Raw genomic sequence first — 24,433 nt, forward strand, 5'->3', positions numbered from 1 at the left:
GTCTAGAGCTTGCCGTCACGAATACGTAGTTGGCGTGCGCGAGTCAGGATCGCGTCCTCGACCTTGCGGACGGCCTCGGCGCTGGCAGGGCCACCGCGTGTATACAGCGCAACCGACAGCGAGCGCGCGTCCAGCGCGGGGTCACGTACATAGACGGTGGCTTTGTACGATGCGCCACCACCTGGCGGACGGCCATAGCCCGTCACAATAATACCCGAGAACGGATCAGCGGCCTGCACCGGCAGGAAGTTCAGCACATCCAGCGCTGCATTCCAGATATAGCGGTTTACTTCCACCGTGGTGTTGGGGTCGTCGACGTTCTTGAACAGATCCCAGATGGTTTCGCGCGGCTCTTCGACTTCAGGGGTGTGACCAAGCCCACCACCTTGTTGTTCGTTCGAGCCTCCACCGAAAATATTGCCCGATCCAACAGAGCCACGGCTGCCACCACAGGCAGAAAGGCCAAGTACGGCGATCAATGACAGACCAAAAGCAGACGTTCTAAGGATGCCCATTAAACAGCCCCATAAGCAAAAGTTTCTTCTTGTTAGTATATAAGCCCCTGCAGGCGGGCAAGCGTTTTCCCAAGTGCCGTATATCGGCCTAATAATAATAGAATCGCTTGATATTGCGGGTTTTCGCCGACTGCGGGAAATAAACTGTGGCATAGAAGCACCAATAAGCCCCACATTCGGTTTTCGAAGTTTCAGTCGGCTTGCAATGAGCGGCGGAAAGGTAGATTGAACGATGCATACTCAATTCGGATTCCCCTGAATTGAGGCGAACTCTAAAATTCATGAGGGAAAACAAATGAAAAAGATTCTCTTCGCTTCGACCGCTCTGGTCGCTTCGGCTGGTTTCGCTGCTGCTGAAATCAGCTTCTCGGGTGAAGCTGGCATTGGTGTCATTTATGATGGTACTGACTGGGCTGCTAACCACTACACCACTCTGTCGGTATCGATGGCTGGCGAAACCGATGGTGGCCTGTCGTTCGGCGCATCGTTCGACATCACCACCGGCACCACCGGTGGCGCTGTTGACGCTTCTTCGGCTTACATCGAAGGCGGCTTCGGCAAACTGTCGGCTGGTGATATCGACAACGCTGTTGACGCAACTGTTGGTGGCCTGGCTGATGTTGGCTACTCGGGTCTGGGTGTTGACAACCTGGGTGAAACTCAGAAAGGCACCTCGGGCGCAGACTTCCTTTATCAAGGTTCGTTCGGCGACTTCTCGGTTGCAGCTTCGGCTCAGCTGGACGGCGGAAGCGATTGGGCGATTGCTGCTGGTTACTCGATGGGTGACTACAAATTCGCAGCTGGTGTTGAAGATGCAGCTGGCGACACCGTATACGCCATCAGCGCTGGCGCTTCGTTCGGCGACTTCGGTGTGAACGCTCTGTTCGCTAAGAACAGCGACACCTCGGCTGAATCGTACGGCATCGACGCAACCTACGCCATGGGCGCAACTTCCGTGACTGTTGCTTACGGCAACGACGGCACTGACGAAGCTTTCGGCCTGGGCATTGGATACGATCTGGGCGGCGGCGCTTCGGTTAACGCCGGTGTTGCAGAAGTTGCAGGCACCACTGTTGCCGATCTGGGCATCATCATGACCTTCTAATCCTAACGGATTATTTGGTAAGGGAAGAGCGGGCCTTGCGCCCGCTCTTTTCTTTTGGGAAACCTGTTTCAACAGATACAGGATGACCCATGGCACTTTCAGACATTCAAACCCGCATCGCCGAGGAAGAGGCCCGCATGGGCCGCACCCCCGGGTCGGCGCACCTGATTGCCGTGTCCAAGGTTCAACCCTTGGAACGCGTGGTTGCGGTGTTGGAAGAGGGCCATCGCGTCTTTGGTGAAAACAAGGTGCAAGAGGCTGCGGGAAAGTGGCCGGATCTGAAAACCCAGTTCGATGGGGTCGAACTGCACCTGATCGGCCCGCTTCAGACCAACAAGACCCGGCAGGCAATTGGGTTGTTTGACGTGATCCATTCAGTCGACCGTCCCAAGCTGGCCCGCGCTATCGCCCGCATTGCCGAGGAAGAAGGCCACTGTCCGCGTCTGTTTATTCAGGTGAATACGGGCGAAGAGGATCAGAAAGCGGGCGTGTTGCCCGGCGATCTGGACGAACTGGTCGCCCTGTGCCGCGAACTAAAACTGCCCATTGAAGGTCTGATGTGCATCCCGCCCTCGGATGAAGAACCCAGCCTGCATTTCGCCCTTCTTGCCAAGATGGCGAAGAAACACGGTTTTGACGGGCTATCGATGGGGATGAGCGGTGATTTCGAGCGCGCGATTGCGCAGGGTGCGACCTATGTGCGGGTTGGTTCCGCGATCTTTGGCGAGCGGGATTATGGCTGACCGCTATCTAACGATGATCCTACTGTGGTTGGTCCAGCGGTCTAGGATCCAGCGCAGGTCTTTCGGTGCAAACGCCAGACAACCCGCCGTTGGGTGACGCGGTTTGCGCCAGTGATGCACGAAAATGGCCGAACCTTTGCCCGGCGTGGCGTTCGGATAATTCCAGTCACTGAACAGCACCACATCGTAGAGCGGCGCGGTCATGCGCATCTTCTCGTGACTTAGGGCGTAGTTCTGCACGCGGATCCCGTGATTATAGGCCGGATCTGCAGGATCGTCGGACCAGATATCCATTGGGCCAATGGCGTTCAGGTCGAACAGCGTGTCAGGATGGGCCAGACGGTCCGCACGGAAGCCACCGCCCATCAGACGCCAGACCCCACGCGGGGTCGCGCCGTCGCCTTCGCGCTTGTCATCGGTCATGCCGCCGCGCCCGATCGCCACGGGAAAGCGTCGCCCCATGAACCGCGCGCCCCAGCGGGTGACGGTCATGTCATGGCGGCGCGGAAGGGTCACAGCAGGTGCCCGGATTTTGCGGCTTTCGTCGCCAAATAGGCCGCATTATGCGCGCCTTCGCCGACTTTCAGGGGCACCCGTTCGGCCACTTTGATGCCGTTGTCTTCCATCATCGCCACTTTGCGCGGGTTGTTGGTCATGAGTTTGACCTGAGAGAATCCCATGGATTTCAGGATTTCGGACCCGATGCGGAAGTCACGTTCGTCGTCTTCAAAGCCAAGGCGGTGGTTGGCCTCGACCGTGTCAAAGCCTTGATCTTGCAAGGAATAGGCGCGCATCTTGTTGGCCAGACCAATGCCGCGACCCTCTTGGTTCAGGTAAAGCAGTACGCCCGCGCCGTTTTCGCCCATCGCCGCCAACGCCGCATTCAACTGCGGGCCGCAATCGCATTTCAGGCTGCCCAGCACATCGCCAGTGAAGCAGGCCGAATGCAGGCGCGCCAGCACCGGTTCATCCCGCGCGGGGCGGCCGATCTCGACCGCATAATGCTCTTCCCCGCCGTCTTCGGGGCGGAAGATGTGCAGCCGTCCGGCCTCGGACACTTGCATGGGCAGACGGGCATGGACCACGGGCGCCAGATGCAAATCGCGGAGCGTTTCTGGGTTCAGATGCACGGACGTCAGGCCATGCATTTGGGTCAGCTCGTTGGCATCCAGCGTTTCAACCACCAAGGCCGAGGGCAAAAGCTGCGCCGATTTGCACAGCGCAATGGCATGCGCCTCAAGCGCGTCATCGCCGCCACGACAGGTGCGGAAAGGGCCTTTCATCGGGTGCGACAGGTCATCTGCCGGATCCGCGACCGAGGCGATCCAGCGGGTATCCGCGTCCGACGGCAGCTCGATCCGCGCCACTCGATCCGAATACGCACGAGCCTTTAGCGTTTCGGCGCGGCGTGGCGTGATCGCCAGGACGGCGTCCCCCAAGGCACGCAGATCGTCCAACCGGCCCGCCGACAGGGTTTCGGCTGCGGCGGCGACCACAGCACGCCCCTCCAGCCGCAACACGACCGGCACCCCCATGCGCAGATCGGCACGGGCGCGGGCAAGAAGCTCGGTCTGGTTTGGGGCAAGCGTCATGGGCATCCTTTCCCGCCCTAGATAGGCGGTTCTGTCACCATATGAAACATTTCCCGTCGAATTGACACGAGGCCGTGAGAGTTTTGTTGCATATCTTGTCATTTCCGTGCGCGCCCACAAATCTGACAGCAACAGGATGAAGGAGGGCGCCATGTCCACGCTGAAAAAGATTTTGTTGGTAGATGACGACGAAGACCTGCGCGACGCGTTGGCTGAACAGCTACTGATGACCGAGGATTTCGACGTTTTCGAAGCTGGAAACGGGGCCGAGGCGATCACCAAATCCAAGGAAGCGCTATACGATCTGGTGATCCTTGACGTGGGTCTGCCCGACACAGATGGGCGCGAGCTGTGCCGCGTGATGCGTAAGCAAGGTGTGAAATGCCCGATCCTGATGCTGACCGGTCATGACACCGACGCGGACACCATTCTGGGTCTGGACGCGGGTGCCAATGACTACGTGTCTAAACCTTTCAAATTCCCGGTGCTTTTGGCCCGCATCCGCGCCCAGCTGCGTCAGCATGAACAGTCGGAAGACGCCGTATTCCAGCTTGGGCCGTATACGTTCAAGCCGTCCGTAAAGATGCTGGTGACCGAAGATGACCGCAAGGTGCGCCTGACCGAGAAAGAGACGAACATCCTGAAGTTCCTCTATCGCTCGAACGATGGCGTCGTGGCGCGCGATGTGCTGCTGCACGAGGTCTGGGGCTATAACGCGGGCGTCACCACCCATACGCTGGAAACCCACATCTATCGCCTGCGCCAGAAGATCGAGCCTGATCCCTCGAATGCGCGGCTCTTGGTTACCGAAAGCGGTGGCTATCGCCTGAACGCCTAAAGCTCCCTTGTACTCGGGGTTACGAGTACGCTTCCCTCCCTGAAGACTGACCGGGCCCTAGCGGGTCCGGTTTTTTCATGCGCCACGGGGATTAACGAAAAACGGGCGCAAGGTTTCCCCTGCGCCCGCTTTCTTGGAATCTCGGTTCGGATCAGAACAAGATCGACGTCTTGAGCGAGATCACTTCCAGCGTTTTGTCATAGCTGTTCGGCGTCACGTTCGACATCTTGTCATAGGACAGCTCGAAACGGGTGGTGCCGAAGCCGGTTTCTGTCTGAGCGGCCAGACCGACAGTGAAGCCTTTGGCGCGGCTGTCTGCGAAGGTGGTGGGGCCGTCTTCTGCCAGACCGGTTGCCGTGGCGAAGCCGCCCATTGCCAAGATTTCGAGGTTGTCGTTCACCGGTACGCCAACGACGCCGCGGATGCGTGCGATGTTGTCCACGTCACACCAGTCCGGCGAGCGGCTGGTGCATGCGGGTTGGCCGTCGCTATAGTCCATTTCGCCATTTTTCAGGAAATCGAACGTGCCTTCCAAGCCGGCCGACCAGCCGTTCTGAAGCTCGAAGCGATAGCCAACAACTGCGCCATAGGCGATGCTGCCGCCCGTGGTCGTGCCGAAGAAAGATTCACTTTGCAGCGACGATGCGCCAAGCGACCCGCCGAAATAGAAGCCCTGTTCGGCCGAGGCTGCGCCTGCGCCAAGCAAGGACGCGCTCAGTGCAACTGCTGCACAAATCTTGGTGTTCATTGTAATACCCTTAATTTTCCCACACTTGGTTAATGTTGCCTCAGTGTCGTGGGGTCAACGCCTCACACCAATGCGTTGAAATCTGTTGCGCGAGAGTCACTTGAACTGGTGTATTTGTGGCTGATTTCCGTGGATTTCCGCGCTTCCAGCGGTTGACCGGGCCTGTACGGCCCGATCCTTTTTCATAGTGCCTTGGCAACACCTTACCGACTTAGCACGCGCAAGCGGCTTTCGAACTCGCCGCGGTCGACATAGCAGCCGTGCAGGTGGCGGAAACCGGTCTGCGGGTCGAAGGCTTCGCGGCCATGCAGGACGCGGCGGTTGTCGAACACGACCATTTCGCCGCCTTTCAGGCGCAGAGACACGACGTAATCGTCCGAGCGGGTCATGATCATGAACTGGCGATAGGCGCGATAGTAGCGCGTCATCAGTTCGGGCTCTAAGTCGAAGATATCGGCCAGATGTGCGTTGAAGCAGATCTCGATCACCTGTCCGTCTTCGTCCAGATTGATCACCTTCTTGCGGTTGCGGATGTCGGTGTCTTCGTCATGGAAGCGGAAGGGAACGGACACGGTGGACAGCAGTTCAAACGCCTCTGGGTCTTGGTCGCGCAGGTCTTCCGCAATCGCATAGCCGTCACAGAACAGTGATCCGCCGCCCTGTGCTTCATTTGCCAGACAGTGCAGGAACTGGAAGCCCGGGGGCAGCTCCTGGTTGGTCAGGTCGGTGTGCAGGGGCAGGGCAATTGGGGTGTAGGCCAGATTGTTGGGGTTCGGCTTCGATTGCACTTCGAACACTAGACCGAAATTGGTTTCGCGCAGGAAGCCGATGCGCTTGGCCACGTCTGTGCCCGCTTCAATCGTGTCGGCTAGCCCCTCGACGATCGAATAGCCATAGGTCTGCGTGGCGACGAGCCAGTCTTTTAGGGCGATGTCCGAGGTCATGATCTCGCGCGCATTGGCGCGCGGTACGCCGTCGGCACCCAGATCGGCGCGCCAGGTGGTGAAACCGGTGCGCGCCGGGTCGAAGGCGTTCTGGCCGGGACGATAGGCCTTCAGCCAGTTCATATCGAAGCTGGAAATGGTTTTGTCGCCGGCCCAGTGGATGGTCAGCGTCTTGTCGTTCGCCTCGATCACCTCGGGGGTTTTGTCCAGCGAGATGGCGGTCAGGTCGGTGATCCGCTCCTGCGTTTGCGGGTGGAAGCCAGCCGGGTCATTGTCGGCCAGCCAGATGAAGGGAAAATGGGCGTCGTGTCCGTCGTCCCATTGGATGAACACGGTGGTATCGTGCATGGTTGCACTGGTCATGGGAAGCTCCATGGTACTGAGATTGTTAGGCTTTTGAAGGTGTGACCGGACGTGCGGTCAGGCGTAGCGACCGGGGGGCGGCCACCAATCATAGGCTTTTTTATATGGATGTCCGGGGCGCTGCCCCAATACGACATGCATCTCAGTTAATCCCGTTCGCGTTAATCCAAGCTATGCCAACAGGGGTGAGTCGCGGCAAGACTATTCTGCGCGATATGGGTTTTGTTCCGCAGGTGACAGGCCAAGAAACACTCGCGTCTGATTAAGTATTGAACAGGCTGCCCACGCCATAAGCCAACGCCGCCGCAGCGCCCCCGATCAGCAAGGTCTCAAAAGCTGACCGCCACCATGGGCTGAGCGACCAGTGGCTTTTCAAGGCGCCGATGGCGAAGAAGCTGGCCATGGTCATCCATGCGGAAATGGTGAAGGCGCCCTCGAGCTTGAAGATGAAGGGCAGAAGCGGGACCATGCCCGCCACAAGGAAGGCTAGAAAGGTGGTTGTGGCGGATCGCAGTGGGTTAGGGTCAATTCCGCCCAGCCCGTACTCGCCCTCCATCATCATCGCGATCCAGTTTTCCTTGTCCTTGGTGATGGCGTCCGTGGCCTCGTCCAATATGCGGTCAGACAGGCCTTTCTGCGCCAAGATCTCGCGCACCTCGCGCCATTCGCCTTCGGGGTTGCGGGCGATGTGGTCTTCCTCGATCTTTCGGATGCGTTTGAAATTGTCCTGTTCGGCCTTGGTGCCGGAATAGGCGGCGGCTGCCATGGAAAACCCGTCGGCCAGCACGTTCGCGAGCCCCAGAATGACGATGATGAACGGCGACAGCCCCGCGCCCGCCACGCCCGCCACGATGGCAAAGGTGGTCACTGCGCCGTCAATCGCACCATAGACCGCATCCTTCAAAACACCGCGTCCGGGAGGCGATCCGATGCGGGCGGTGATTTCCTGTGGGCTGTGTCCGTGATCTGACATGTGCGGTCTCCTTCAGGGCAGTCTGAACGACAGCGCTCGGCGCTGCCTTAAGGCAGATCAAGAGATGTCAGTCCTCCGGCCTGACAGCCTCGTCGCCCATCAAATACCGCGGCCCTGCGCCCTTATCCGCCGCCACATCGTCCGGGTTATACAGCGCACAGCGCTCCAGCGAGAGGCAGCCGCAGCCGATGCAGCCGTCCAGCTTGTCGCGCAGACGGGTCAGGGCGGCGATTTGCTCGTCCAACTCCGCGCGGAAGTCCTGCGAGATCTCGGTCCAGTCCTTGGCGGTCGGTGTGCGGCTTTGGGGGAGCCGCCCCAGAACCTCGCGGATGCGGTCTAGCGTGAAGCCGAATTTCTGGGCGATCATCACGAAGCTGAGGCGCCGGATGTCCGAGCGCAGAAACCGCCTTTGCCCGCCCGCGTTTCGTTCTGGTGCGACCAGCCCTTGGGTTTCGTAATACCGGATCGCCGATACGGCGAGCCCGGTGCGATCGGCCAAAGTACCAATGGAAATCTCGTTCCTGCGCTGCATGTGAAACCTCCGAAAGAAAAAGCTTGAGCTAAAGTTAGCTTTAGGAATTATCAACCGAGTCGCACCAAAGATCAAGGAGGCCGAAATGGCAAATCTAGAGCATGTGAATGTGACTGTATCCGACCCGAAAGCAACCGCCGCATGGCTGGGCGCCGTGTTCGGCTGGACCACCCGGTGGGAGGGCGACGCGATGTCGGGCGGATACACCGCGCATGTGGGCGATAAGGGATCATATGTGGCTCTATACACGCCCAACATGGCGATGAAGGACCCGCAGCATTCCTACACAACCCGCGCTGGGCTGAACCATGTGGGGGTGGTTGTGGACGACATTGACGCGACCGAAGCGCGGGTGAAAGCCGCCGGGTTCACCCCGCACAACCACGCCGATTACGAGCCGGGCAAGCGGTTCTATTTCGATGACCATGACGGTGTGGAGTGGGAGGTCGTGTCCTACGCCTGATCCAAATGGATCAGATCTCGGGCCGGTGCTGCTCTAACCAAGTTTTCACGTCCGACAGCCTGCCGCGCGCGATGGGCACGGCGGTGGCATTGGACAGAAGCAGCACCGGATTCCCGTCCTGTCGCTTGCGGCCGGTAACCGCCTTCTTCGCCACCCAATGCGAGCGATGACACTGGATGCCGTGGCTGTGGTCGCACAACGCCACGAAGTCCTTCAACGCCCCGCGCAGCAGGAACTTGGTCTGGTCGAAGACGAATTCCAAATAGTGTTCCTGTGATTGGACATGCAGAAGCGAGGGGAGGTGGATGTCCTTATCTTCGAACCGAATGGTGTCGGGCTGAGAGGCTTGTGTGGACGTTTCGATGCGTCCGGGCTCGGGCGGCGTGCCCTCCCAAAAGAACGGCAGAATGCTTGTGACGGTCAGCAGTTCGACCAATGCAGCGATCAGCAAATTTCGAGAGAAATCGGCCCAAGTCAGGTTTTCATAAAGGAAGGTGCTTTGTGTCAGCAGGTTGATCAGAAAGGTGCTGACGAACACGGCACCAATGGTTGCCGCTGCGGTGACGGGATAGTTGATCACGGCAATGTTGGCCTGCAGGCGATCTAGGATCAGATGGATCACACGGATCATCGAATACCAAAACACCACGGTCAGATAGACCCCGATGACCCAAAACAGGATCCGGGTCAGGTAGGGGGCGGGGATTTCGAACAGGGTGGATTTGAACGTTGCCAGCGCAAGGGCAACCAAAATGAACGTGCCATTCATCCGTGCCGAGACGAGCAGCCGATGCAGCACGCCCCAATCACAGCGCACGCGTGTGCCGTTGATGGCAATTACATGCATTTCATTCCAACGGGCTGTATTTGCTGGGGGTCTCATGCGATCAGACTCTTAATCATGGAGCGTGAGGGGCGTCATTATGCTGTTTGGCATGTTGGCCGTTTCAGGATGGGTAGAGTAATTGGTGTCACCATGATGCAAGAGCGCCAGAGTGCCAACGCACTTGGCGCTCTTTTCTATACTAAAGGTGCAAAAAATTTCTGAATGGTGCCAGTCCCGATTTTCTGGCAAGACTGATGGCTCATGCGACCATCAACAGGAAGACGCACGATGAGCTTTACCCTTGCCACCTGGAACATCAACTCGGTCCGTCTGCGCGAGCCGATCGTGCTGAAGCTGCTCGAGGAAGAAGCGCCGGATGTGTTGTGCTTGCAGGAATGTAAAAGCCCAGTGGAAAAGATCCCGCTCGAAGGCTTCAAGGCGCTGGGGTACACCCACATGGTTGCCCGTGGGCAGAAGGGTTATAATGGCGTCGCAATCCTGTCGCGCATCCCGATGGTCGAGGCCGAAAGCTTTGATTTCGCTGATCTGGGCCACGCGCGTCACATCGCCGGGCAGCTGGAAAACGGTGTGACGGTTCACAACTTCTATGTCCCTGCGGGCGGCGATGTGCCGGATCGCGAAGTGAACGAGAAGTTTGGCCAAAAGCTCGACTACCTCACCGACATGCGCGACCATTTCGGGCGCGAGAAGCCGCAGAAGTCGATCCTTGTGGGCGATCTGAACATCGCCCCGCGCGAAGACGATGTCTGGTCGCACAAGCAACTGCTGAAAGTGGTCAGCCACACCCCGGTCGAGGTCGAAGCGCTGGGTGACGTACAGGATGCCGCCGGTTGGGTCGACATCACCCGTCAGGATATTCCGGAAGGGCAGCTTTACAGCTGGTGGTCCTATCGTGCCCGCGACTGGAACGCCGCCGATAAAGGTCGTCGTCTAGATCACGTCTGGGCCACGCCCGATATCTCCAACGCAGGCCACGGCTCGCGGGTGATGCGCGATGCGCGCGGATGGGAGAAGCCCTCGGATCACGCGCCGGTCTTCGCGACGTTTGACCTTTAAAACCACCCTCACCCGCGCCATATAAGCGGTAAACCTATTTAACGGAGCCAAAGCCATGGAATTCGGAATGGACGGCGCGTCTGCGGGCGTGGAACTGATCAAAGATGTGGGCGAAGCGACCTTCATGCAGGACGTGATCGAAGCCTCGCAAGAGGTGCCGGTGATCGTCGATTTCTGGGCGCCGTGGTGCGGCCCCTGCAAGACGCTCGGCCCGGCTTTGGAAGCCGCTGTGACCGAGGCTGGCGGCAAGGTCCGCATGGCCAAGGTGAATGTGGATGAAAACCAAATGATCGCAGGGCAGATGCGCGTGCAGTCGATCCCGACCGTCTATGCGTTCTTTCAAGGCCAGCCTGTAGACGGGTTCCAAGGCGCTGTGCCGCCCAGCGAGATCAAGGAATTCGTCAACCGCGTTGCGGCCCTTGGTGGCGACGGCGGTCTGGCAGACGCGATTGCTGCCGCCGATGAAATGCTGGAAGCGGGCGAGGTTCAGGACGCCGCCCAGACCTATGCCGCGATCCTTGAAGAAGACCCGAACTCGGCCCCGGCTTATGCCGGTCTGGCCCGCACTCATCTGGCCGTGGGCAATGCCGACGACGCCGAAGCGACCCTGAATGGCGCCCCGGCCGAGATCTCGGACGCGCCGGAGCTTGAAGCCGTGCGCGCCCAGATCGAACTGGCCCGCCAAGCCGAAAGCGCCGGTCCGCTTGCCGAGCTGCGCGCCGCTGTCGACGCCAACCCCGATGATCACCAGTCGCGCTTTGATCTGGCCGTTGCGATGAACGCTGATGGCGATGTGCAGGGCGCCGTGGACGAGCTTTTGGAGCTTTTCCGCCGGGATAGAGACTGGAATGACGCCGCCGCCAAGCAGCAGCTCTTCACCATTTTCGACGCTCTGGACGCCAAAGACCCGATCGCCTTGACCGGTCGTCGCAAGCTGTCGTCGATGATCTTTGTGTGAATGGAAAAGTCGCGCTAGACTGCTGTCATGATTTCATCAGCTGATCTGCCGGAGACCCTTCCGATCTTCCCGTTGCCGGGCGCGCTGCTTCTACCGCGTGGCCGGCTTCCACTGCATGTGTTCGAGCCGCGCTATCTTGCGATGGTCGACGATGTGCTGAAGACACCCGGGCGGCTGCTTGGGATGATCCAGCCCATTGGCGAAGAATGCGGCGAGGATACGCGGTTGCACAGCATCGGCTGCGCGGGGCGGATCACCAGCTTCACGGAAACCGATGACGGGCGCTATATGATCACGCTGACTGGTGTGTCGCGCTTTCGTCTTGGGCAGGTCGAGACCGGCTTTACCCCTTATCTGAAAGCGCAGATGGGGTGGGACAGTTTTGACCGCGATCTTGGCAAACCCGAACATGACACGGGCCTGAATCGCGAGGAATTTCTGGCGCTGCTGACCCGCTATTTCAATCTGCAGGAATTGCAGACGGATTGGGAAAGCCTTGAATCAGCCGAGGACGAGTTGTTGATCAACGCTCTGTCCATGCTGTGCCCCTTTGCACCCGAAGACAAACAGGCGCTGCTCGAGGCACCATCGCTGCCGACGCGCCGCGAAACCCTTGTAACTCTTATGGAATTTGCGTTGCGCAAAGGCGCGGGCGAGGAGAAAGTTCAATGACCACCCCAGCTGAAACCAAGTTTGATCGTCGCATGATCGAGGCGCTCGTTTGCCCCGTGACCCAGACACAGCTGACCTATGACGCGGACAAGCAGGAACTCTTGTCGAAAGCCGCCAATCTGGCCTTCCCGATCCGTGGCGGCATTCCGGTGATGTTGGTGGATGAGGCGCGCAAGATCGAAGAGTGATGTGCAGGTTCACTTCCCCCCAAGCTTAACTTCCCACACAAAAGAGTCCCGAGATGCCCCCCAAATTCGGCACAAGTGGCCTGCGCGGCCTTGTTACAGAGCTGACCCCTGACCTTGTTGGCGCTCATGTCGCTGCCTTTCTGCGGGCCTGCCCGGTGGGCACGGGGCTATTCGTGGGGCGCGATCTGCGCCCATCCTCGCCCGACATTGCGGGGATGGTGGCGGATGCGGCGCGGGCTGCGGGTATTCAAGTGACGGATTGCGGGGCCGTGCCCACCCCGGCGCTGGCTTTGGCGGCGATGGGGGCGGGCGCCTCGGCGGTTATGATCACTGGCAGCCACATCCCGGCAGACCGCAACGGGTTGAAGTTTTACACCCCCGAGGGCGAGATCACCAAAGCCCATGAAGCGGCGATTTTGGGTGCATTAGATACACATTCTGACCCTGTTGCAGGGCCAGAGGTGATCCAGAACACCACGGCGGGCGCTGACTATGTCGCCCGTTATGTCACCGCCTTTGGGCCAGATGCGCTGGGCGGGTTGCGGATCGGTGTCTACAGCCACTCCGCCGTTGGGCGCGACCTGCTGTTGGACCTGATCCCCGCGCTGGGCGGCACGGTTGAGGAGCTAGGCCGAAGCCCGACCTTCATCCCCGTGGATACCGAGGCTGTCGCCCCCGAGCTTCGCCAAAAACTGCGCGATTGGGCCGGGGCGCATGATCTGGATGCCATCATCTCGACCGATGGGGACGGGGATCGACCCTTGCTGACGGATGAAACCGGTCAGGTGATCGTGGGTGATGTGCTGGGCCAGATCACCGGTGCCGCGATGGGGGCCGAGGTCGCCGTGACGCCGGTCTCTTCGAACACCGGCGCGGAAGACGTATTCGGCGAAGTGATCCGCACCCGTATTGGTTCGCCTTACGTGATCGCGGGGATGGAAGAGGCTTCGGGCCGCGTCGTCGGGTACGAGGCGAATGGCGGCTTCCTTCTGGGATTTGCGACGCAGGGCCTGCCCCCGTTGATGACCCGCGACGCGGTGCTGCCGTTCTTGGCGCCCCTGACGCGTGCACGGGCAGCGGGTGGTCTGTCGGCCTTGGTCGCGCAGCAACCCGCCCGCTTCACCGCCGCCGACCGGTTGCAAGAGGTGCCAACCGAGAGGTCGCAAGCGCTGGTGGCCAAGCTGGACGCTGACGACACAGCGCGCGATGCCTTTCTGGCGCGTATGGACGGACGCTGTGTCGCCGTGGACCGGACCGACGGATTGCGGATGACACTGGCAGACGGGCGGATCGCGCATTTGCGCCCCTCGGGCAATGCCCCCGAACTGCGCTTGTATGTCGAGGCAGACAGCACCGCCGCCGCAGACCAAGCGCTTGCCGTCGGGCTGGACGCCTTGCGGGCTGAATTGGGGCAGGGCTGACCGGCGGACGCAATGGACGGCCCGATCGCCACATCCCCGAATTTCGGCTGGCCCCGACCTTGGGATCTGGGTAGGGTTGCGCGATGAAACAGGCAGATTTGCAGAGCAGTATTATTGCCCACCGCAATGACCGGATGGGCGCGCGCATTATTTCGATGCTGAATGCCATCCGGATTGCACGCGACTATGACATTCCGTGGTTTTGCGGTTGGACCACGGGCGGGCGCACCCACGAGGAATGCCGCGATCCGACCTATATTTTCAGCGAGGATTTTGTCGAGCGGAAGTTCTTCGACGGGGATGTGCTACATCAGGTCTATAACGATCTGATCGACATCAGCACGGTGGAAAGCGGTGACACAACTCGCGGACAGTTCCTGAAACCTTTGAAAAAGGGTGAAAGCTATCTGGCCGGGGCGGCGATGGGGATCACTGTTCTGCCGTGGGAAGATATGGCCAAAGTGCAGGCCGCCTTGCCCCAGTGCATGGACGAGTTCGAGTACTCGCCCCCGGTTCAGGCGATGATCGGCGAGATCAAAGAGATGTTCGCCGGGTCCAGCCTGACCGCGTTCCACATCCGCCGCGGGGACATCATCTATAATCAAGTGACGTCAAACAAGCTGTGGCCCAACAAGTATATCCCGCGCGAGTTCTACGAGGTGTTGCTAGAGCGGCTTCTGAAGGATCCGACCCAACGCATTCTGGTCTTCTCGGACACCCCGCAAGAGGTTGAGCGACTGAAGGAAAAATCAGATCGCGTGATGGGGATCTCGGATCTGTTCGGTGAGCGTGACTTTACCAGCGGCGCACGCGATTTCCTTGAGCTTTATGCCATGTCGCTGTGCAAGCAGATCTACGGTCCGCCGTCCTCGGCCTATAGCCAGACGGCGATGACCATTGGCGGCTGCAATTTGCGGGCTGTGCAGGACGCCCTGACCCAAGAAGAACATGACATCGCGATGGAGCGGATGTCGCAGCGGTTGGAGCAGAAATCGGATCTGTTCATCAACATGGGCGATGTGGGGCAAAGCCTGCATTTCCAGATCGAATACCAGATGTCGCGCAACGATCCCGAACGCGCCAAGCGGATCATCAGCGCGTATATGGAAGACGGGCTGGACAAAAGCTTTGCCTATTTGCTGCTCTGCGAGCTTTCGGTGACCAGTCAGGACCTGCCCTATGTCGAAGAGGTGCGCAAAATGGCCTATGTGCGCCCGGTCTATGTGGATGATTCCATTTCGGCAGTGAATGCCTATTCCGGGATGAACCAACTGGTGCAGGGGGATCACGCGGCGGCACGCTCGCGTCTGCAGGCGGCCACATGGTTCAGACCGCTTGAGCCGTTGGTGCAAGGCGCGCTCAGCACCGCACTGACGGTGGGAGCAATCACACCTGAGAACTTCTTTCCGTTCGATCCGGACTTGGTGCGCAAGAAGGGCGGAGTCTTTCCCATTGGCAGGCCGGCATTGGCCGCGCTGAACGACCTTGTGCCGCATGGGATGAAGCCGGACGATCGGCCGCTTTTCCACCCGTGGGAGATCGTCGTGCGGGACTGGCGACTTGTCTCGGGCAAGCGTCTGAACCGTGCGTTCACCAACATCTCGAAAATCGGCAAAACCCGCGAGATGCTTCGTCGGTCTTTCAACAAGATGAAGGGAGAGCCTGCGTTGGTTTCTGCGCTGGGCGTCTATGACCAAGCGATGGGCAACACCCGGGCAGCGCTGGATGCGCATCTGACGGCGGTTGAACAAGCGCCTGAGAATCCGATTTATTACAAGCGCCTATCAGACATCTTGTACGAAACGGGCGAGGCCGAGGACGCGCTGCCATATCTTGAGCGGGCCACCGAGCTGTCCGGCAATCACCCCTGTTATGCCGCCTGCCTTGCCGATCGCTTGTGGTTCGACAAAGACCGCCGCAAAGAGGCGCGGGACATTCATGACCGGCTGGCCAAGTCGGATCACGAGTTCATCGAGATCCGCATCCTGACCGCCAACATGTTGCGCCGCACCGCAGATCGTTTGCCCGAAGCGCTGGCCGAATTGGACAAGGCCGAGAAACTGGCCCATGGCGCCGTACGGATCATGACCCCAAAGGCCCGCTTCCTGATGGCAGCAGATCGCACCGACGAGGCGTACGAGATCTATGAAAAGATCGTCGATTGGGGGCTGGAGTCTGTGCACACGCTTCAGGATATCTATCGGCAGTTCGACCGGATCGGTCGCCCCGAGGTCGCACGCGAGCTGATCAAGCGCAGCACGTTCGACACGGATATGGTGCTTGATCTGGTCAAATGACGGGCGCGCTATGGCCTTTGCATCACAGTGGAATTGCCATGCGAGGCGGCAATTTAACGTACTGGCAATTAGAAGACACGATGTCTAAGTTGCCGCCAATTAATCGACGTATCGGCAATAGGTGCGTCTTACGACAGGCATAAGGTATCAGGCGATGTTCTATCCGCTGGCAAATACAACTTGGGACGACGCGGAATACGCGGCATTGCAAGAGGTGATTTCCTAAGACCGTTTCACGATGGGCGCGCGTGTCCGTGAGTTTGAAGAGGCATTTGCCAAGAAGTTTGGCAAGAAATACGCGGTTATGACCTCGTCCGGTTCCACGGCCAACCTGCTGGGCATCACGGCAGCTTTCCATCACCCGGATTTTGGGTTCCAGCCCGGGGACGAGGTGATCGTCCCTGCGGTTAGCTGGTCCACTACCTATTTTCCGATTACCCAGAACGGGATGAAGCTGCGCTTTGTCGACATCGATCCCGAGACGATGAACATCGACGTGGATCAGGTTGCCGCCGCGATCACGCCACGCACTAAGATGGTGTTCGCGGTGAACCTGTTGGGCAACCCGATTGAGGCTGACCGCCTGCGCAAGATCTGTGCGGATGCCGGCATCCTGCTGGCCGAAGACAATTGCGAAAGCATGGGTGCCAGCCTGAATGGCGAAAAGGCGGGTGCATTCGGTCTGTTCGGGACGTTCTCGACGTTCTTCAGCCACCACATCTGCACGATGGAAGGTGGCCTTGTGATCACCGATGATCGCAAGCTCTATGACAACATGCTGTCGATCCGCGCCCATGGCTGGGTCCGTGATCTGCCCGAAGATACACATCTGCCGATGGACCCTGACCCCTTCGTGCGTCAGTTCCGTTTCGTGCTGCCCGGCTACAATCTGCGCCCGATCGAGATGGAAGGCGCGCTGGGCATTCCTCAGCTTGAGAAACTGGACAGTTTTGTCGCCGAGCGCCGCAAGAATGCGGTGCAGTTCCAGTCTTTGTTCGGCGATCACGCGCATCTGACCATTCAGCGCGAAACCGGCGAAAGCAGCTGGTTCGGCTTTGCGATGGTGCTGCAGGGCAAGATGCGCGGCCAGCGCGCGGCCCTGGTCAACGCCCTGAAAGAGGCCGAGATCGAATGCCGCCCGATCGTCACCGGAAACTTCCTACGCAACCCTGTCATCGACAAGCTGGATCACAACGTCTTTGGCCAGATCAAGGCCGCCGACGTGATTGATTCCGAAGGGTTGTTTGTCGGCAACCACCACCACCCCATTCCCGCGCAACTGGATCGTCTGCGCGAGGTCGTCGACGCGACCTGTGCCAAATTCTAAGTACAAGGACCAGAGCTATGGCCGATAAGAAAACCGCCTATATCACGGGCATCACCGGACAAGACGGCGCCTATCTGGCCGAGCTTCTGCTGGCGAAGGGCTATGAAGTGCATGGCGTCAAGCGCCGCTCGTCGTCGTTCAACACGTCGCGCATTGACCACCTGCAGATCGACAATCACCGCCCCGGCAACCTGCATCTGCACTATGGCGACATGACCGACAGCACCACGCTGATCCGTCAGATTGCCGACATCCAACCGGACGAGATCTATAACCTGGCGGCACAGTCGCACGTGCAGGTCAGCTTTGAGATGCCGGAATACACCGCGAACGCCGACGCCATCGGGTCGCTTCGTATTCTGGAAGCCATCCGGATGCTGGGCCTGACTGAAAAGACCAAGTATTATCAGGCCTCTACGTCGGAACTGTACGGCAAGGTGCAAGAGGTTCCGCAGCGCGAAACCACCCCGTTTTATCCGCGCTCACCCTATGCGGCGGCGAAGCTCTATGCCTATTGGATCACGGTCAACTATCGCGAAGCCTATGACATGTTTGCCACCAACGGCATCCTGTTCAACCACGAAAGCCCGATCCGCGGCGAGACCTTCGTGACCCGCAAAATCAGCCGTGCGGCGGCGGCGATCAAGCTGGGTCTGCAGGACACGCTCTATCTGGGCAATCTGGACGCGCTGCGCGACTGGGGCCATGCCCGCGACTATGTGGAAGGCATGTGGCGCATCCTGCAGCACGACACGCCTGAAGACTTCGTGCTGGCGACCGGCGAAATGCACTCGGTCCGTGAATTCTGCGAGCTGGCCTTTGCCGCTACCGGCGTGACGCTGGAATGGAAAGGCGAAGGCGTGGACGAGAAGGGCTATGACACCGAGACGGGCAAATGTTTGGTGCAGGTCGATCCGCGCTATTTCCGCCCCACCGAGGTCGAGCAGCTGTTGGGCGACCCGACCAAAGCGCGTGAACTCTTGGGTTGGGAAAGCTCGACCCCCTTCGCGGATCTGGTCAGCGAAATGGTGCAGGAAGACCGGAAGCTTCTGGAAACCGAGCGTCTGGCCCGTCGCGCGTACGGCGTTGTGGAATAAGACCGGGGCGCGCGGCTGATGAAGCTTCTTCTGACCGGTGGATCTGGCATGTTGGGCAGCGCTTTGCAGCGCTTGGCCCCAACCGTTGCGCCTGACCTTGAGGTTCTGGCCCCAACCCGGGCCGAGCTTCCCCTAACCGACGCGAAGGCCGTATCCGACTGGTTCGCGGCCAACCCGGTGGATGCGGTCATCCACGCGGCGGCGCGTGTGGGCGGTATTCAGGCCAACATCGATCACCCGGTCGATTTTCTGGTCGAGAATCTGCGCATGAATGATGCGGTGGTCATGGGTGCGCATCAGGCGGGTGTCGAACGTCTGGTGTTTCTTGGGTCGTCCTGCATGTACCCGCGCGACTATCGCCAGCCGCTGGAAGAAGGCGACATCCTTGCCGCCCCGCTTGAGCCCACCAACGAAGGCTACGCGCTGTCGAAAATCACCGGCGCGCGGCTGTGCGATTACATCACCCGCAGCCACGACAACCGGCACTACAAGACGCTGATCCCCTGCAACCTGTTCGGGACCGAGGATCATTTTGGCTCGGTTGCAAGCCACCTGATTGCCGCCATCGTGACCAAGGTCGTGCAGGCGCGCAACGCAGGTGAAGAAAGCGTCGAGATCTGGGGCAGCGGCAACGCCCGGCGCGAGTTCCTGTTTGTGGATGATCTGGTGCAGTTTATGCTGACGTCGCTGCCGCGACTGGACAGCCTGCCTCAGGTCCTGAATGTCGGCTACGGCACGGACTACTCGGTCAACGAGTACTATCAGATGATTGGCGAAATGGCGGGCTATACCGGTGCGTTTCACCACGATCTGTCCCGGCCCGAGGGCATGATGGCGAAATGCATGACGTCCGAGCGTGCCAAGGCGCTGGGATACGCCCCCCAAACCCCGATGCCACAGGCACTTGCCGCCGTAATTGCGGCCTATGAAGACCAGATAGCGGCTGGCTGAGGATTGCTTGAAGAAGACATCCGATTGCCGCCTTTCTGTCCGAATTTGAAAAGATAAGCAGGGCAAGAAGGAACAGTTCAATGATTACTCCCGTTTTGCTGTGTGGCGGCTCTGGCACCCGTTTGTGGCCCCTGTCGCGCAAAAGCTATCCCAAGCAGTTCTCGCCCCTGATGGGGGACGAAAGCCTGTTTCAGGCCAGCGCCCGTCGCTTGTCTGGCCCTGCCTATGCGGCCCCTCTGGTCGTCACGGCGAATGATTTCCGCTTCATCGTGACCGAGCAGCTGGACGGCGCAGGGATCACGACCGGGGCAGTTCTGATTGAACCAGCCGGACGGGATACGGCCCCTGCTGTGCTGGCCGCAGCGCTGCATTTGGCCGCCACCGATCCGGACGGCATGATGCTGGTCGCGCCGTCCGATCACGTCATCCCGGATACGGATGATTTCAACGCCTGTGTCGAAGCCGCATTGCCCGCCGCCCGTGCGGGCCAGCTGGTCACCTTCGGCATCAGCCCGGACCGCCCCGAAACCGGCTATGGCTATCTTGAACTGGATGCGGCACCGACGGGCGACATGGCTGCCGTGCCGCTGAAATCCTTTGTCGAGAAACCGGATGTGGACACCGCCGCCGCCATGTTGGCCGAGGGACGGTACCTGTGGAACGCCGGCATCTTCCTATTCTCGGTCCCGACCATTCTGGCGGCATTCAACACCCACGCGCCCGAGCTTATGGCCGCCGTCAAAGGCGCCGTAGAGGGTGCCAAGCGGGATCTGGGCTTTACCCGTCTTGACCCCGTGGCATGGGACCAAGCCAAGCCGATCTCGATCGACTATGCGGTGATGGAGAAAGCCGACAACCTGTCTGTCGTCCCTTTCGCGGGGCGCTGGTCCGATCTAGGCGACTGGGCGGCGGTCTGGCGTGAGACTCATTCCGATGGCCTATCGCTGTCCGGTCCGGCCACGTCGATTGATTGCCAGAACACGCTGCTTCGGTCCGAAGTTGAAGGTCAGGCGATTGTCGGCATCGGGCTTGAGGATATTGTCGCCGTCGCCATGCCCGACGCGGTTCTGATCAGCCACAAGGATCGCACGCAAGAGGTCAAACAGGCGGTCACCGCGCTGAAAGAACAGAAAGCCCCTCAGGCCGAGGCCTTCCCCAAGGATCACCGCCCGTGGGGCTGGTTTGAAAGCCTTGTCGTGGGGGACCGGTTCCAGGTCAAACGCATCGTCGTGCACCCCGGCGCGGCCCTGTCGCTACAGTCCCACCACCACCGGTCCGAACACTGGATCGTGGTGGAGGGTACCGCCAAAGTCACCGTGGATGACGAGGTCAAACTGGTCAGCGAAAACCAGTCCGTCTACATCCCGCTGGGCGCCACGCATCGCATGGAAAACCCCGGCAAAGTGCCAATGGTCCTGATCGAGGTCCAAACGGGTTCCTATCTGGGCGAAGATGACATCATCCGCTACGAAGACGTCTACGCGAGGGATTAAACGCCCGCGAAAGGCCCCGATTGGGTGCCAAATCTGCGATGTCAGGAGTTTCTGGAGCGGGCGGCGGGAATCGAACCCGCGTCATCAGCTTGGAAGGCTGAGGTCTTACCACTACACAACGCCCGCCCAGTGGAATTACGACATATTTCATGCGCTTCTGGGCGTCAAGTGGACCCAACATAGGAAATCAAAAGAGTGGAAATTTGAATGACCCAAATGGGCGGACTCCGGGCTTTCTCCGCAAGCGCGCAACAATTGGTCCGATATTGTGGAAACGGACATTCAGGAAACCGCAAAACGGGGTGTTTCTCTGTACCGCCGCATGGCAGGTCAGAGCCCAACCTGTGAATTCGACTTTCTTGCTGCGTGCGCTCGCAGCGGGAAACTGCGGCGCGTGCACTGGTTAGAGTGCCGCCACGCGGCGAGAAGAACCGCCATTTTTTCGGAGCGCAGCTGGTTTTCCCTATTCCATACTCGGGTGGCGGGGATTTGTGGCAATTTGGCACGCCAACGCGAACGGTTGGTTCCAAGTAATTCGCGGGACTTGTCAGTCGAAGGGTTTGTTGCGGGTCCAGTCAAACGTCCCCTCATCCCGTTCCTGCACTGCCTGTTTCCAGCCGACCTCTTCGACGCGGGCTTTGAAGTTCAGTCCTTCGGGTGAATGGCGGGTGATGCCGTCGAACACGGTCGCAAGGCGTTGCGTCTGGTTGATCTTTTCCTCAACCGCCGCGTTGATCACCATTTTCTGCATGGCCAGTTGGTTGATCGGCACGGACGCCATACGGGCGGCCAGTGCCTCGACCTCATCATCCAGTTGGTCATCAGGCACGGATTTCAGCACCAACCCCATTTCGGCGGCCTCAACCCCGCTGATCTTGTCGCCGGTGAACATCATCCGCTTGGCCTTTTCCGGCCCGAGCCGATGTACCCACATTGCAGTTGTCGGACAGCCCCAGACTCGGGTGGGCATGTAGCCGATTTGCGCGGTGTCCCCCATGATCGTGAGATCGGCACAGAGCGCCATATCCGAGCCGCCCGCGACGGCGTACCCATGCACCTTGCAGATCACTGGTTTCATCGCGCGGAAAAGCGACATGAAGGCCTGTGTGTTGGCCCACATGAACTGGAAATCCTGCATTGGATCCCATGGCATCTCCTGCGCTACCTTGTTAGGGCCGTTACCTTCGGCATAGTGGGACAGATCGTAGCCTGCGCAAAAGGCCTTTCCTGCACCCGAAAGGACCATCACGTGGATGTCTCGGTCATGGTCGGCCTCTGCCACCGCCGCCGCCAGTTCGCGTGGCAGATCATCGTCGATGGCGTTCATCACCTCAGCTCGGTTCAGGGTGATCCGCCCGATCCGGCCATCCTTTTCGTACAGAACCTTCGTCATACCTACTCCCAATCACTCACGGCCTTAACCTCCAGGAACTCCTCCAGCCCCCAGACACCGCCTTCACGGCCAGTGCCCGATTGCTTCATCCCGCCAAAGGGCGTTCCGGCCCCGCCGAGCTTACCGTTCATCTCGACCATACCCGAGAGCAGCCGCCGTGCCACTCGGCGGGCGCGAGACTTGTCAGCAGTCTGGACATAATTGGTCAGCCCGTAAGGTGTGTCGTTGGCCAATGTGATCGCCTCTTCTTCAGTATCGAAGGGTGTCATGGTCAGAACCGGCCCAAAGATTTCCTCGCGCCAGATGGTCATGTCGGGTGTGACATCGGCAAAGACTGTGGGCCGGACGAAATGCCCGGCGCTCAACCCCTCCGGCTTGCCCATCCCACCGGCCACGAGCCTGGCACCTTCATCGATCCCCTGCTTGAGGTAGTATTGGATCCTGTTGAACTGTGTTGCAGACACAACCGGGCCGATCTGGCGGCCTTCGATGTCCGCCGGTCCGACCTCTGTTTTCTCGGCCACTGTACGGGCGGTTTCAATGGCCTGGTCGTAGATCGCGCGTTCCACCAGCATGCGGGTTGGCGCGTTGCAGGACTGGCCAGAGTTGTTGAAGCAGTGACGCACGCCGCGCGTGACGGCCTTTTCATCGGCATCGGCGAAGATGATATTGGCTCCCTTGCCCCCCAGCTCCAGGCTGACGCGTTTTACGGTATCTGCCGCGGCCTTGCTGATCGCCACCCCAGCTCGGGTCGAGCCGGTAAAGCTGACCATATCCACATTGGGGTGCGCCGTGAGATGTGCGCCAACACCAGCCCCATCGCCGTTCACAAGGTTGAACACACCTGGCGGGAAACCGGCCGCGTCGATCATTTCTGCCAGCAACGTGGCGCTGAGCGGGGCTTGTTCGGCTGGTTTCAGAACCATCGTACATCCCGCCGCCAGAGCCGGTGCCACTTTGAGCATCACCTGGTTCATCGGCCAGTTCCAGGGGGTGATCAACGCACAGACACCGACCGGCTCGTATAGGATCATGTCGCTGGGCGCGTGGTCTCCCAATGGGTGCTCAAAGGCAAAAGCCTTGGCCGCCCGAATGGTGTTCTTGAGATGCCCAGCCCCAGCACCTACCTGTGCCGTCTTAGCCAGTGCGATAGGTGCACCCATTTCGGTGCTGATGGCCTGCGCCATGTCTTCGGCCCGAGACTTGTAGACCTCCATCAACCGCTCCAATGCGGCGATCCGTTCCTCGGGTTCTGTTGCCGCCCAGGCCGGGAAGGCTGCGTTGGCCGCAGCGACGGCCGCGTCGGCATCAGCGACGCCACCCAAAGTGATCGTGGCGATCTTCTCTTCCGTAGACGGGTTCTCAACCGCCATTTCGCGCCCGTCTATCGAGGCGACCCATTGGCCGTTGATATAGTGTTTGGAAGCATCCTGCATGTCGGCTCCTGTCAGTCAGAGTTCAGTGAATTCCCCGGCGACAAAACGGTCACGGAGAACGAATTTCTGGATTTTGCCCGAGCCGGTCAGGGGGAAATCCTCGACCTGCACCCAGACATTCGGGGTTTTCTGCGGCGACATATTTGCGCGGCAATGGGCATGCAGCGCGGACCTATCGAGTGGTTCTGTGCCGCGGATGAATGCACCGATGACCTCGCCCCATTTCGGGTGCGGCAGGCCGACAACGGCGACCTCGGCCACGCAGCCATGTTCCAACAGGCAGTTCTCGATCTCGGCCGGGAAATGGTTCTCGCCGCCTCGGATGATCATCTCTTTGACACGGCCCGTGACGGTGACGTAGCCGCGCGTATCCATCCGGCCCAGATCACCGGTGTGCAGCCAACCATTCGCGTCGACCGTTTCGGATATAAAGGGCGGCGCATGTCAAGGGCGGCGCAAAAGTGGGCCAGTAGGGCGGCGT

At 59.7% G+C, this 24,433-nt stretch carries 25 protein-coding genes and 1 tRNA gene; 14 read left to right on the forward strand and 12 right to left on the reverse strand.

The features are described 5' to 3' along the window. Nucleotides 1–2: 2 nt before the first annotated feature. Nucleotides 3–515: a DUF3576 domain-containing protein gene (locus EOL43_RS03300; protein ID WP_133485472.1), complete on the reverse strand. Its 513-nt coding sequence runs from the start codon at nucleotides 513–515 to the stop codon at nucleotides 3–5. 295 nt (nucleotides 516–810) lie between these two features. On the opposite strand from EOL43_RS03300, the gene EOL43_RS03305 reads away from it, so the two are divergent. Then, complete coding sequence (locus EOL43_RS03305) at nucleotides 811–1,620, forward strand: porin (protein ID WP_133485474.1); 810 nt, start codon at nucleotides 811–813, stop codon at nucleotides 1,618–1,620. Between the two features lie 89 nt (nucleotides 1,621–1,709). After that, nucleotides 1,710–2,363, forward strand: coding sequence for a YggS family pyridoxal phosphate-dependent enzyme (locus tag EOL43_RS03310; RefSeq protein ID WP_133485476.1), 654 nt, complete (start codon nucleotides 1,710–1,712; stop codon nucleotides 2,361–2,363). Between the two features lie 3 nt (nucleotides 2,364–2,366). Here the strand turns inward: EOL43_RS03310 and EOL43_RS03315 are convergent, their stop codons facing one another. Continuing rightward, nucleotides 2,367–2,855 carry a L,D-transpeptidase family protein gene (locus EOL43_RS03315; RefSeq protein ID WP_133485589.1) on the reverse strand — a complete coding sequence of 163 codons (489 nt, stop codon included), beginning with the start codon at nucleotides 2,853–2,855 and terminating at the stop codon, nucleotides 2,367–2,369. Between the two features lie 20 nt (nucleotides 2,856–2,875). Beyond that, nucleotides 2,876–3,955, reverse strand: a complete 1,080-nt coding sequence (gene ribA, locus EOL43_RS03320; RefSeq protein WP_133485478.1) for a GTP cyclohydrolase II — start codon at nucleotides 3,953–3,955, stop codon at nucleotides 2,876–2,878. Nucleotides 3,956–4,106: 151 nt separating this feature from the next. On the opposite strand from ribA, the gene EOL43_RS03325 reads away from it, so the two are divergent. Further along, entirely contained in the window at nucleotides 4,107–4,793 is a 687-nt protein-coding gene (locus EOL43_RS03325) for a response regulator transcription factor (protein WP_133485480.1), read from the forward strand. 151 nt (nucleotides 4,794–4,944) lie between these two features. Here the strand turns inward: EOL43_RS03325 and EOL43_RS03330 are convergent, their stop codons facing one another. The 4 genes from EOL43_RS03330 to soxR all read right to left on the reverse strand — a co-directional run bounded on the left by EOL43_RS03330 (nucleotide 4,945) and on the right by soxR (nucleotide 8,353). Continuing rightward, nucleotides 4,945–5,541, reverse strand: coding sequence for an outer membrane beta-barrel protein (locus tag EOL43_RS03330; RefSeq protein ID WP_133485482.1), 597 nt, complete (start codon nucleotides 5,539–5,541; stop codon nucleotides 4,945–4,947). Between the two features lie 203 nt (nucleotides 5,542–5,744). Further along, on the reverse strand, nucleotides 5,745–6,833 hold the full coding sequence (locus EOL43_RS03335) for a TauD/TfdA family dioxygenase (protein WP_420867493.1): 1,089 nt from the start codon (nucleotides 6,831–6,833) through the stop codon (nucleotides 5,745–5,747). A gap of 277 nt (nucleotides 6,834–7,110) precedes the next feature. After that, nucleotides 7,111–7,821, reverse strand: coding sequence for a VIT1/CCC1 transporter family protein (locus EOL43_RS03340; protein WP_133485486.1), 711 nt, complete (start codon nucleotides 7,819–7,821; stop codon nucleotides 7,111–7,113). Between the two features lie 67 nt (nucleotides 7,822–7,888). Then, the gene (soxR, locus tag EOL43_RS03345; RefSeq protein WP_133485488.1) at nucleotides 7,889–8,353 is read right to left on the reverse strand and encodes a redox-sensitive transcriptional activator SoxR; all 465 of its coding nucleotides are present in this window, start codon (nucleotides 8,351–8,353) and stop codon (nucleotides 7,889–7,891) included. 85 nt (nucleotides 8,354–8,438) lie between these two features. Between soxR and EOL43_RS03350 the strand changes: the two genes are divergently transcribed. Beyond that, nucleotides 8,439–8,816, forward strand: coding sequence for a VOC family protein (locus EOL43_RS03350; RefSeq protein WP_133485490.1), 378 nt, complete (start codon nucleotides 8,439–8,441; stop codon nucleotides 8,814–8,816). A gap of 10 nt (nucleotides 8,817–8,826) precedes the next feature. Here the strand turns inward: EOL43_RS03350 and EOL43_RS03355 are convergent, their stop codons facing one another. Beyond that, entirely contained in the window at nucleotides 8,827–9,699 is an 873-nt protein-coding gene (locus EOL43_RS03355; RefSeq protein WP_133485492.1) for a LytTR family DNA-binding domain-containing protein, read from the reverse strand. Nucleotides 9,700–9,930: 231 nt separating this feature from the next. Here EOL43_RS03355 and EOL43_RS03360 point away from each other — a divergent pair, with 231 nt between their 5' ends. The 10 genes from EOL43_RS03360 (at nucleotide 9,931) to EOL43_RS03405 (ending at nucleotide 21,123) form a co-directional block, all read left to right on the forward strand. Continuing rightward, nucleotides 9,931–10,719 carry an exodeoxyribonuclease III gene (locus EOL43_RS03360; RefSeq protein ID WP_133485494.1) on the forward strand — a complete coding sequence of 263 codons (789 nt, stop codon included), beginning with the start codon at nucleotides 9,931–9,933 and terminating at the stop codon, nucleotides 10,717–10,719. Nucleotides 10,720–10,774: 55 nt separating this feature from the next. Beyond that, entirely contained in the window at nucleotides 10,775–11,677 is a 903-nt protein-coding gene (trxA, locus tag EOL43_RS03365; protein WP_133485496.1) for a thioredoxin, read from the forward strand. Nucleotides 11,678–11,704: 27 nt separating this feature from the next. Beyond that, entirely contained in the window at nucleotides 11,705–12,349 is a 645-nt protein-coding gene (locus EOL43_RS03370) for an LON peptidase substrate-binding domain-containing protein (RefSeq protein ID WP_133485499.1), read from the forward strand. Next, complete coding sequence (locus tag EOL43_RS03375) at nucleotides 12,346–12,537, forward strand: Trm112 family protein (RefSeq protein WP_133485500.1); 192 nt, start codon at nucleotides 12,346–12,348, stop codon at nucleotides 12,535–12,537. The genes EOL43_RS03370 and EOL43_RS03375 overlap by 4 nt, the downstream gene beginning before the upstream one ends. 53 nt (nucleotides 12,538–12,590) lie before the next feature. Then, nucleotides 12,591–13,958, forward strand: a complete 1,368-nt coding sequence (locus tag EOL43_RS03380; RefSeq protein ID WP_133485502.1) for a phosphomannomutase — start codon at nucleotides 12,591–12,593, stop codon at nucleotides 13,956–13,958. Nucleotides 13,959–14,041: 83 nt separating this feature from the next. Beyond that, the gene (locus EOL43_RS03385) at nucleotides 14,042–16,255 is read left to right on the forward strand and encodes a hypothetical protein (protein WP_133485504.1); all 2,214 of its coding nucleotides are present in this window, start codon (nucleotides 14,042–14,044) and stop codon (nucleotides 16,253–16,255) included. A gap of 238 nt (nucleotides 16,256–16,493) precedes the next feature. Beyond that, complete coding sequence (locus tag EOL43_RS03390; protein WP_240686439.1) at nucleotides 16,494–17,582, forward strand: DegT/DnrJ/EryC1/StrS family aminotransferase; 1,089 nt, start codon at nucleotides 16,494–16,496, stop codon at nucleotides 17,580–17,582. Nucleotides 17,583–17,599: 17 nt separating this feature from the next. Then, entirely contained in the window at nucleotides 17,600–18,679 is a 1,080-nt protein-coding gene (gene gmd, locus EOL43_RS03395) for a GDP-mannose 4,6-dehydratase (RefSeq protein ID WP_133485505.1), read from the forward strand. A gap of 18 nt (nucleotides 18,680–18,697) precedes the next feature. Then, the gene (locus EOL43_RS03400; RefSeq protein ID WP_133485507.1) at nucleotides 18,698–19,630 is read left to right on the forward strand and encodes an NAD-dependent epimerase/dehydratase family protein; all 933 of its coding nucleotides are present in this window, start codon (nucleotides 18,698–18,700) and stop codon (nucleotides 19,628–19,630) included. Between the two features lie 80 nt (nucleotides 19,631–19,710). Further along, the gene (locus EOL43_RS03405) at nucleotides 19,711–21,123 is read left to right on the forward strand and encodes a mannose-1-phosphate guanylyltransferase/mannose-6-phosphate isomerase (RefSeq protein WP_133485509.1); all 1,413 of its coding nucleotides are present in this window, start codon (nucleotides 19,711–19,713) and stop codon (nucleotides 21,121–21,123) included. Nucleotides 21,124–21,175: 52 nt separating this feature from the next. On the opposite strand, the gene EOL43_RS03410 is transcribed toward EOL43_RS03405, so the two are convergent. The 4 genes from EOL43_RS03410 to EOL43_RS03425 form a co-directional block, all read right to left on the reverse strand. After that, nucleotides 21,176–21,249, reverse strand: a tRNA-Gly gene (locus EOL43_RS03410). Between the two features lie 421 nt (nucleotides 21,250–21,670). Next, a complete protein-coding gene (locus EOL43_RS03415; protein ID WP_133485511.1) occupies nucleotides 21,671–22,516 on the reverse strand; it encodes a crotonase/enoyl-CoA hydratase family protein in 846 nt (281 codons plus the stop codon). 2 nt (nucleotides 22,517–22,518) lie between these two features. After that, a complete protein-coding gene (locus tag EOL43_RS03420; RefSeq protein ID WP_133485513.1) occupies nucleotides 22,519–23,952 on the reverse strand; it encodes an aldehyde dehydrogenase family protein in 1,434 nt (477 codons plus the stop codon). Between the two features lie 15 nt (nucleotides 23,953–23,967). Next, nucleotides 23,968–24,327 (reverse strand): acyl--CoA ligase, encoded by a 360-nt coding sequence (locus EOL43_RS03425; protein ID WP_240686440.1) that lies wholly within the window; start codon nucleotides 24,325–24,327, stop codon nucleotides 23,968–23,970. Nucleotides 24,328–24,433 lie beyond the last annotated feature (106 nt).

Source organism: Aliiroseovarius marinus (genome assembly GCF_004360145.1).
GTDB classification, from domain to species: Bacteria; Pseudomonadota; Alphaproteobacteria; order Rhodobacterales; family Rhodobacteraceae; genus Aliiroseovarius; species Aliiroseovarius marinus.

Bases quoted from the DNA above. Each gene is read 5' to 3' on its own strand.
- EOL43_RS03300 (WP_133485472.1), bottom strand. From the start codon at position 515: ATGGGCATCCTTAGAACGTCTGCTTTTGGTCTGTCATTGATCGCCGTA.
- EOL43_RS03305 (WP_133485474.1), top strand. From the start codon at position 811: ATGAAAAAGATTCTCTTCGCTTCGACCGCTCTGGTCGCTTCGGCTGGT.
- EOL43_RS03310 (WP_133485476.1), top strand. From the start codon at position 1,710: ATGGCACTTTCAGACATTCAAACCCGCATCGCCGAGGAAGAGGCCCGC.
- EOL43_RS03315 (WP_133485589.1), bottom strand. From the start codon at position 2,855: ATGACCGTCACCCGCTGGGGCGCGCGGTTCATGGGGCGACGCTTTCCC.
- ribA (WP_133485478.1), bottom strand. From the start codon at position 3,955: ATGACGCTTGCCCCAAACCAGACCGAGCTTCTTGCCCGCGCCCGTGCC.
- EOL43_RS03325 (WP_133485480.1), top strand. From the start codon at position 4,107: ATGTCCACGCTGAAAAAGATTTTGTTGGTAGATGACGACGAAGACCTG.
- EOL43_RS03330 (WP_133485482.1), bottom strand. From the start codon at position 5,541: ATGAACACCAAGATTTGTGCAGCAGTTGCACTGAGCGCGTCCTTGCTT.
- EOL43_RS03335 (WP_420867493.1), bottom strand. From the start codon at position 6,833: ATGCACGATACCACCGTGTTCATCCAATGGGACGACGGACACGACGCC.
- EOL43_RS03340 (WP_133485486.1), bottom strand. From the start codon at position 7,821: ATGTCAGATCACGGACACAGCCCACAGGAAATCACCGCCCGCATCGGA.
- soxR (WP_133485488.1), bottom strand. From the start codon at position 8,353: ATGCAGCGCAGGAACGAGATTTCCATTGGTACTTTGGCCGATCGCACC.
- EOL43_RS03350 (WP_133485490.1), top strand. From the start codon at position 8,439: ATGGCAAATCTAGAGCATGTGAATGTGACTGTATCCGACCCGAAAGCA.
- EOL43_RS03355 (WP_133485492.1), bottom strand. From the start codon at position 9,699: ATGAGACCCCCAGCAAATACAGCCCGTTGGAATGAAATGCATGTAATT.
- EOL43_RS03360 (WP_133485494.1), top strand. From the start codon at position 9,931: ATGAGCTTTACCCTTGCCACCTGGAACATCAACTCGGTCCGTCTGCGC.
- trxA (WP_133485496.1), top strand. From the start codon at position 10,775: ATGGAATTCGGAATGGACGGCGCGTCTGCGGGCGTGGAACTGATCAAA.
- EOL43_RS03370 (WP_133485499.1), top strand. From the start codon at position 11,705: ATGATTTCATCAGCTGATCTGCCGGAGACCCTTCCGATCTTCCCGTTG.
- EOL43_RS03375 (WP_133485500.1), top strand. From the start codon at position 12,346: ATGACCACCCCAGCTGAAACCAAGTTTGATCGTCGCATGATCGAGGCG.
- EOL43_RS03380 (WP_133485502.1), top strand. From the start codon at position 12,591: ATGCCCCCCAAATTCGGCACAAGTGGCCTGCGCGGCCTTGTTACAGAG.
- EOL43_RS03385 (WP_133485504.1), top strand. From the start codon at position 14,042: ATGAAACAGGCAGATTTGCAGAGCAGTATTATTGCCCACCGCAATGAC.
- EOL43_RS03390 (WP_240686439.1), top strand. From the start codon at position 16,494: ATGGGCGCGCGTGTCCGTGAGTTTGAAGAGGCATTTGCCAAGAAGTTT.
- gmd (WP_133485505.1), top strand. From the start codon at position 17,600: ATGGCCGATAAGAAAACCGCCTATATCACGGGCATCACCGGACAAGAC.
- EOL43_RS03400 (WP_133485507.1), top strand. From the start codon at position 18,698: ATGAAGCTTCTTCTGACCGGTGGATCTGGCATGTTGGGCAGCGCTTTG.
- EOL43_RS03405 (WP_133485509.1), top strand. From the start codon at position 19,711: ATGATTACTCCCGTTTTGCTGTGTGGCGGCTCTGGCACCCGTTTGTGG.
- EOL43_RS03415 (WP_133485511.1), bottom strand. From the start codon at position 22,516: ATGACGAAGGTTCTGTACGAAAAGGATGGCCGGATCGGGCGGATCACC.
- EOL43_RS03420 (WP_133485513.1), bottom strand. From the start codon at position 23,952: ATGCAGGATGCTTCCAAACACTATATCAACGGCCAATGGGTCGCCTCG.
- EOL43_RS03425 (WP_240686440.1), bottom strand. From the start codon at position 24,327: ATGGATACGCGCGGCTACGTCACCGTCACGGGCCGTGTCAAAGAGATG.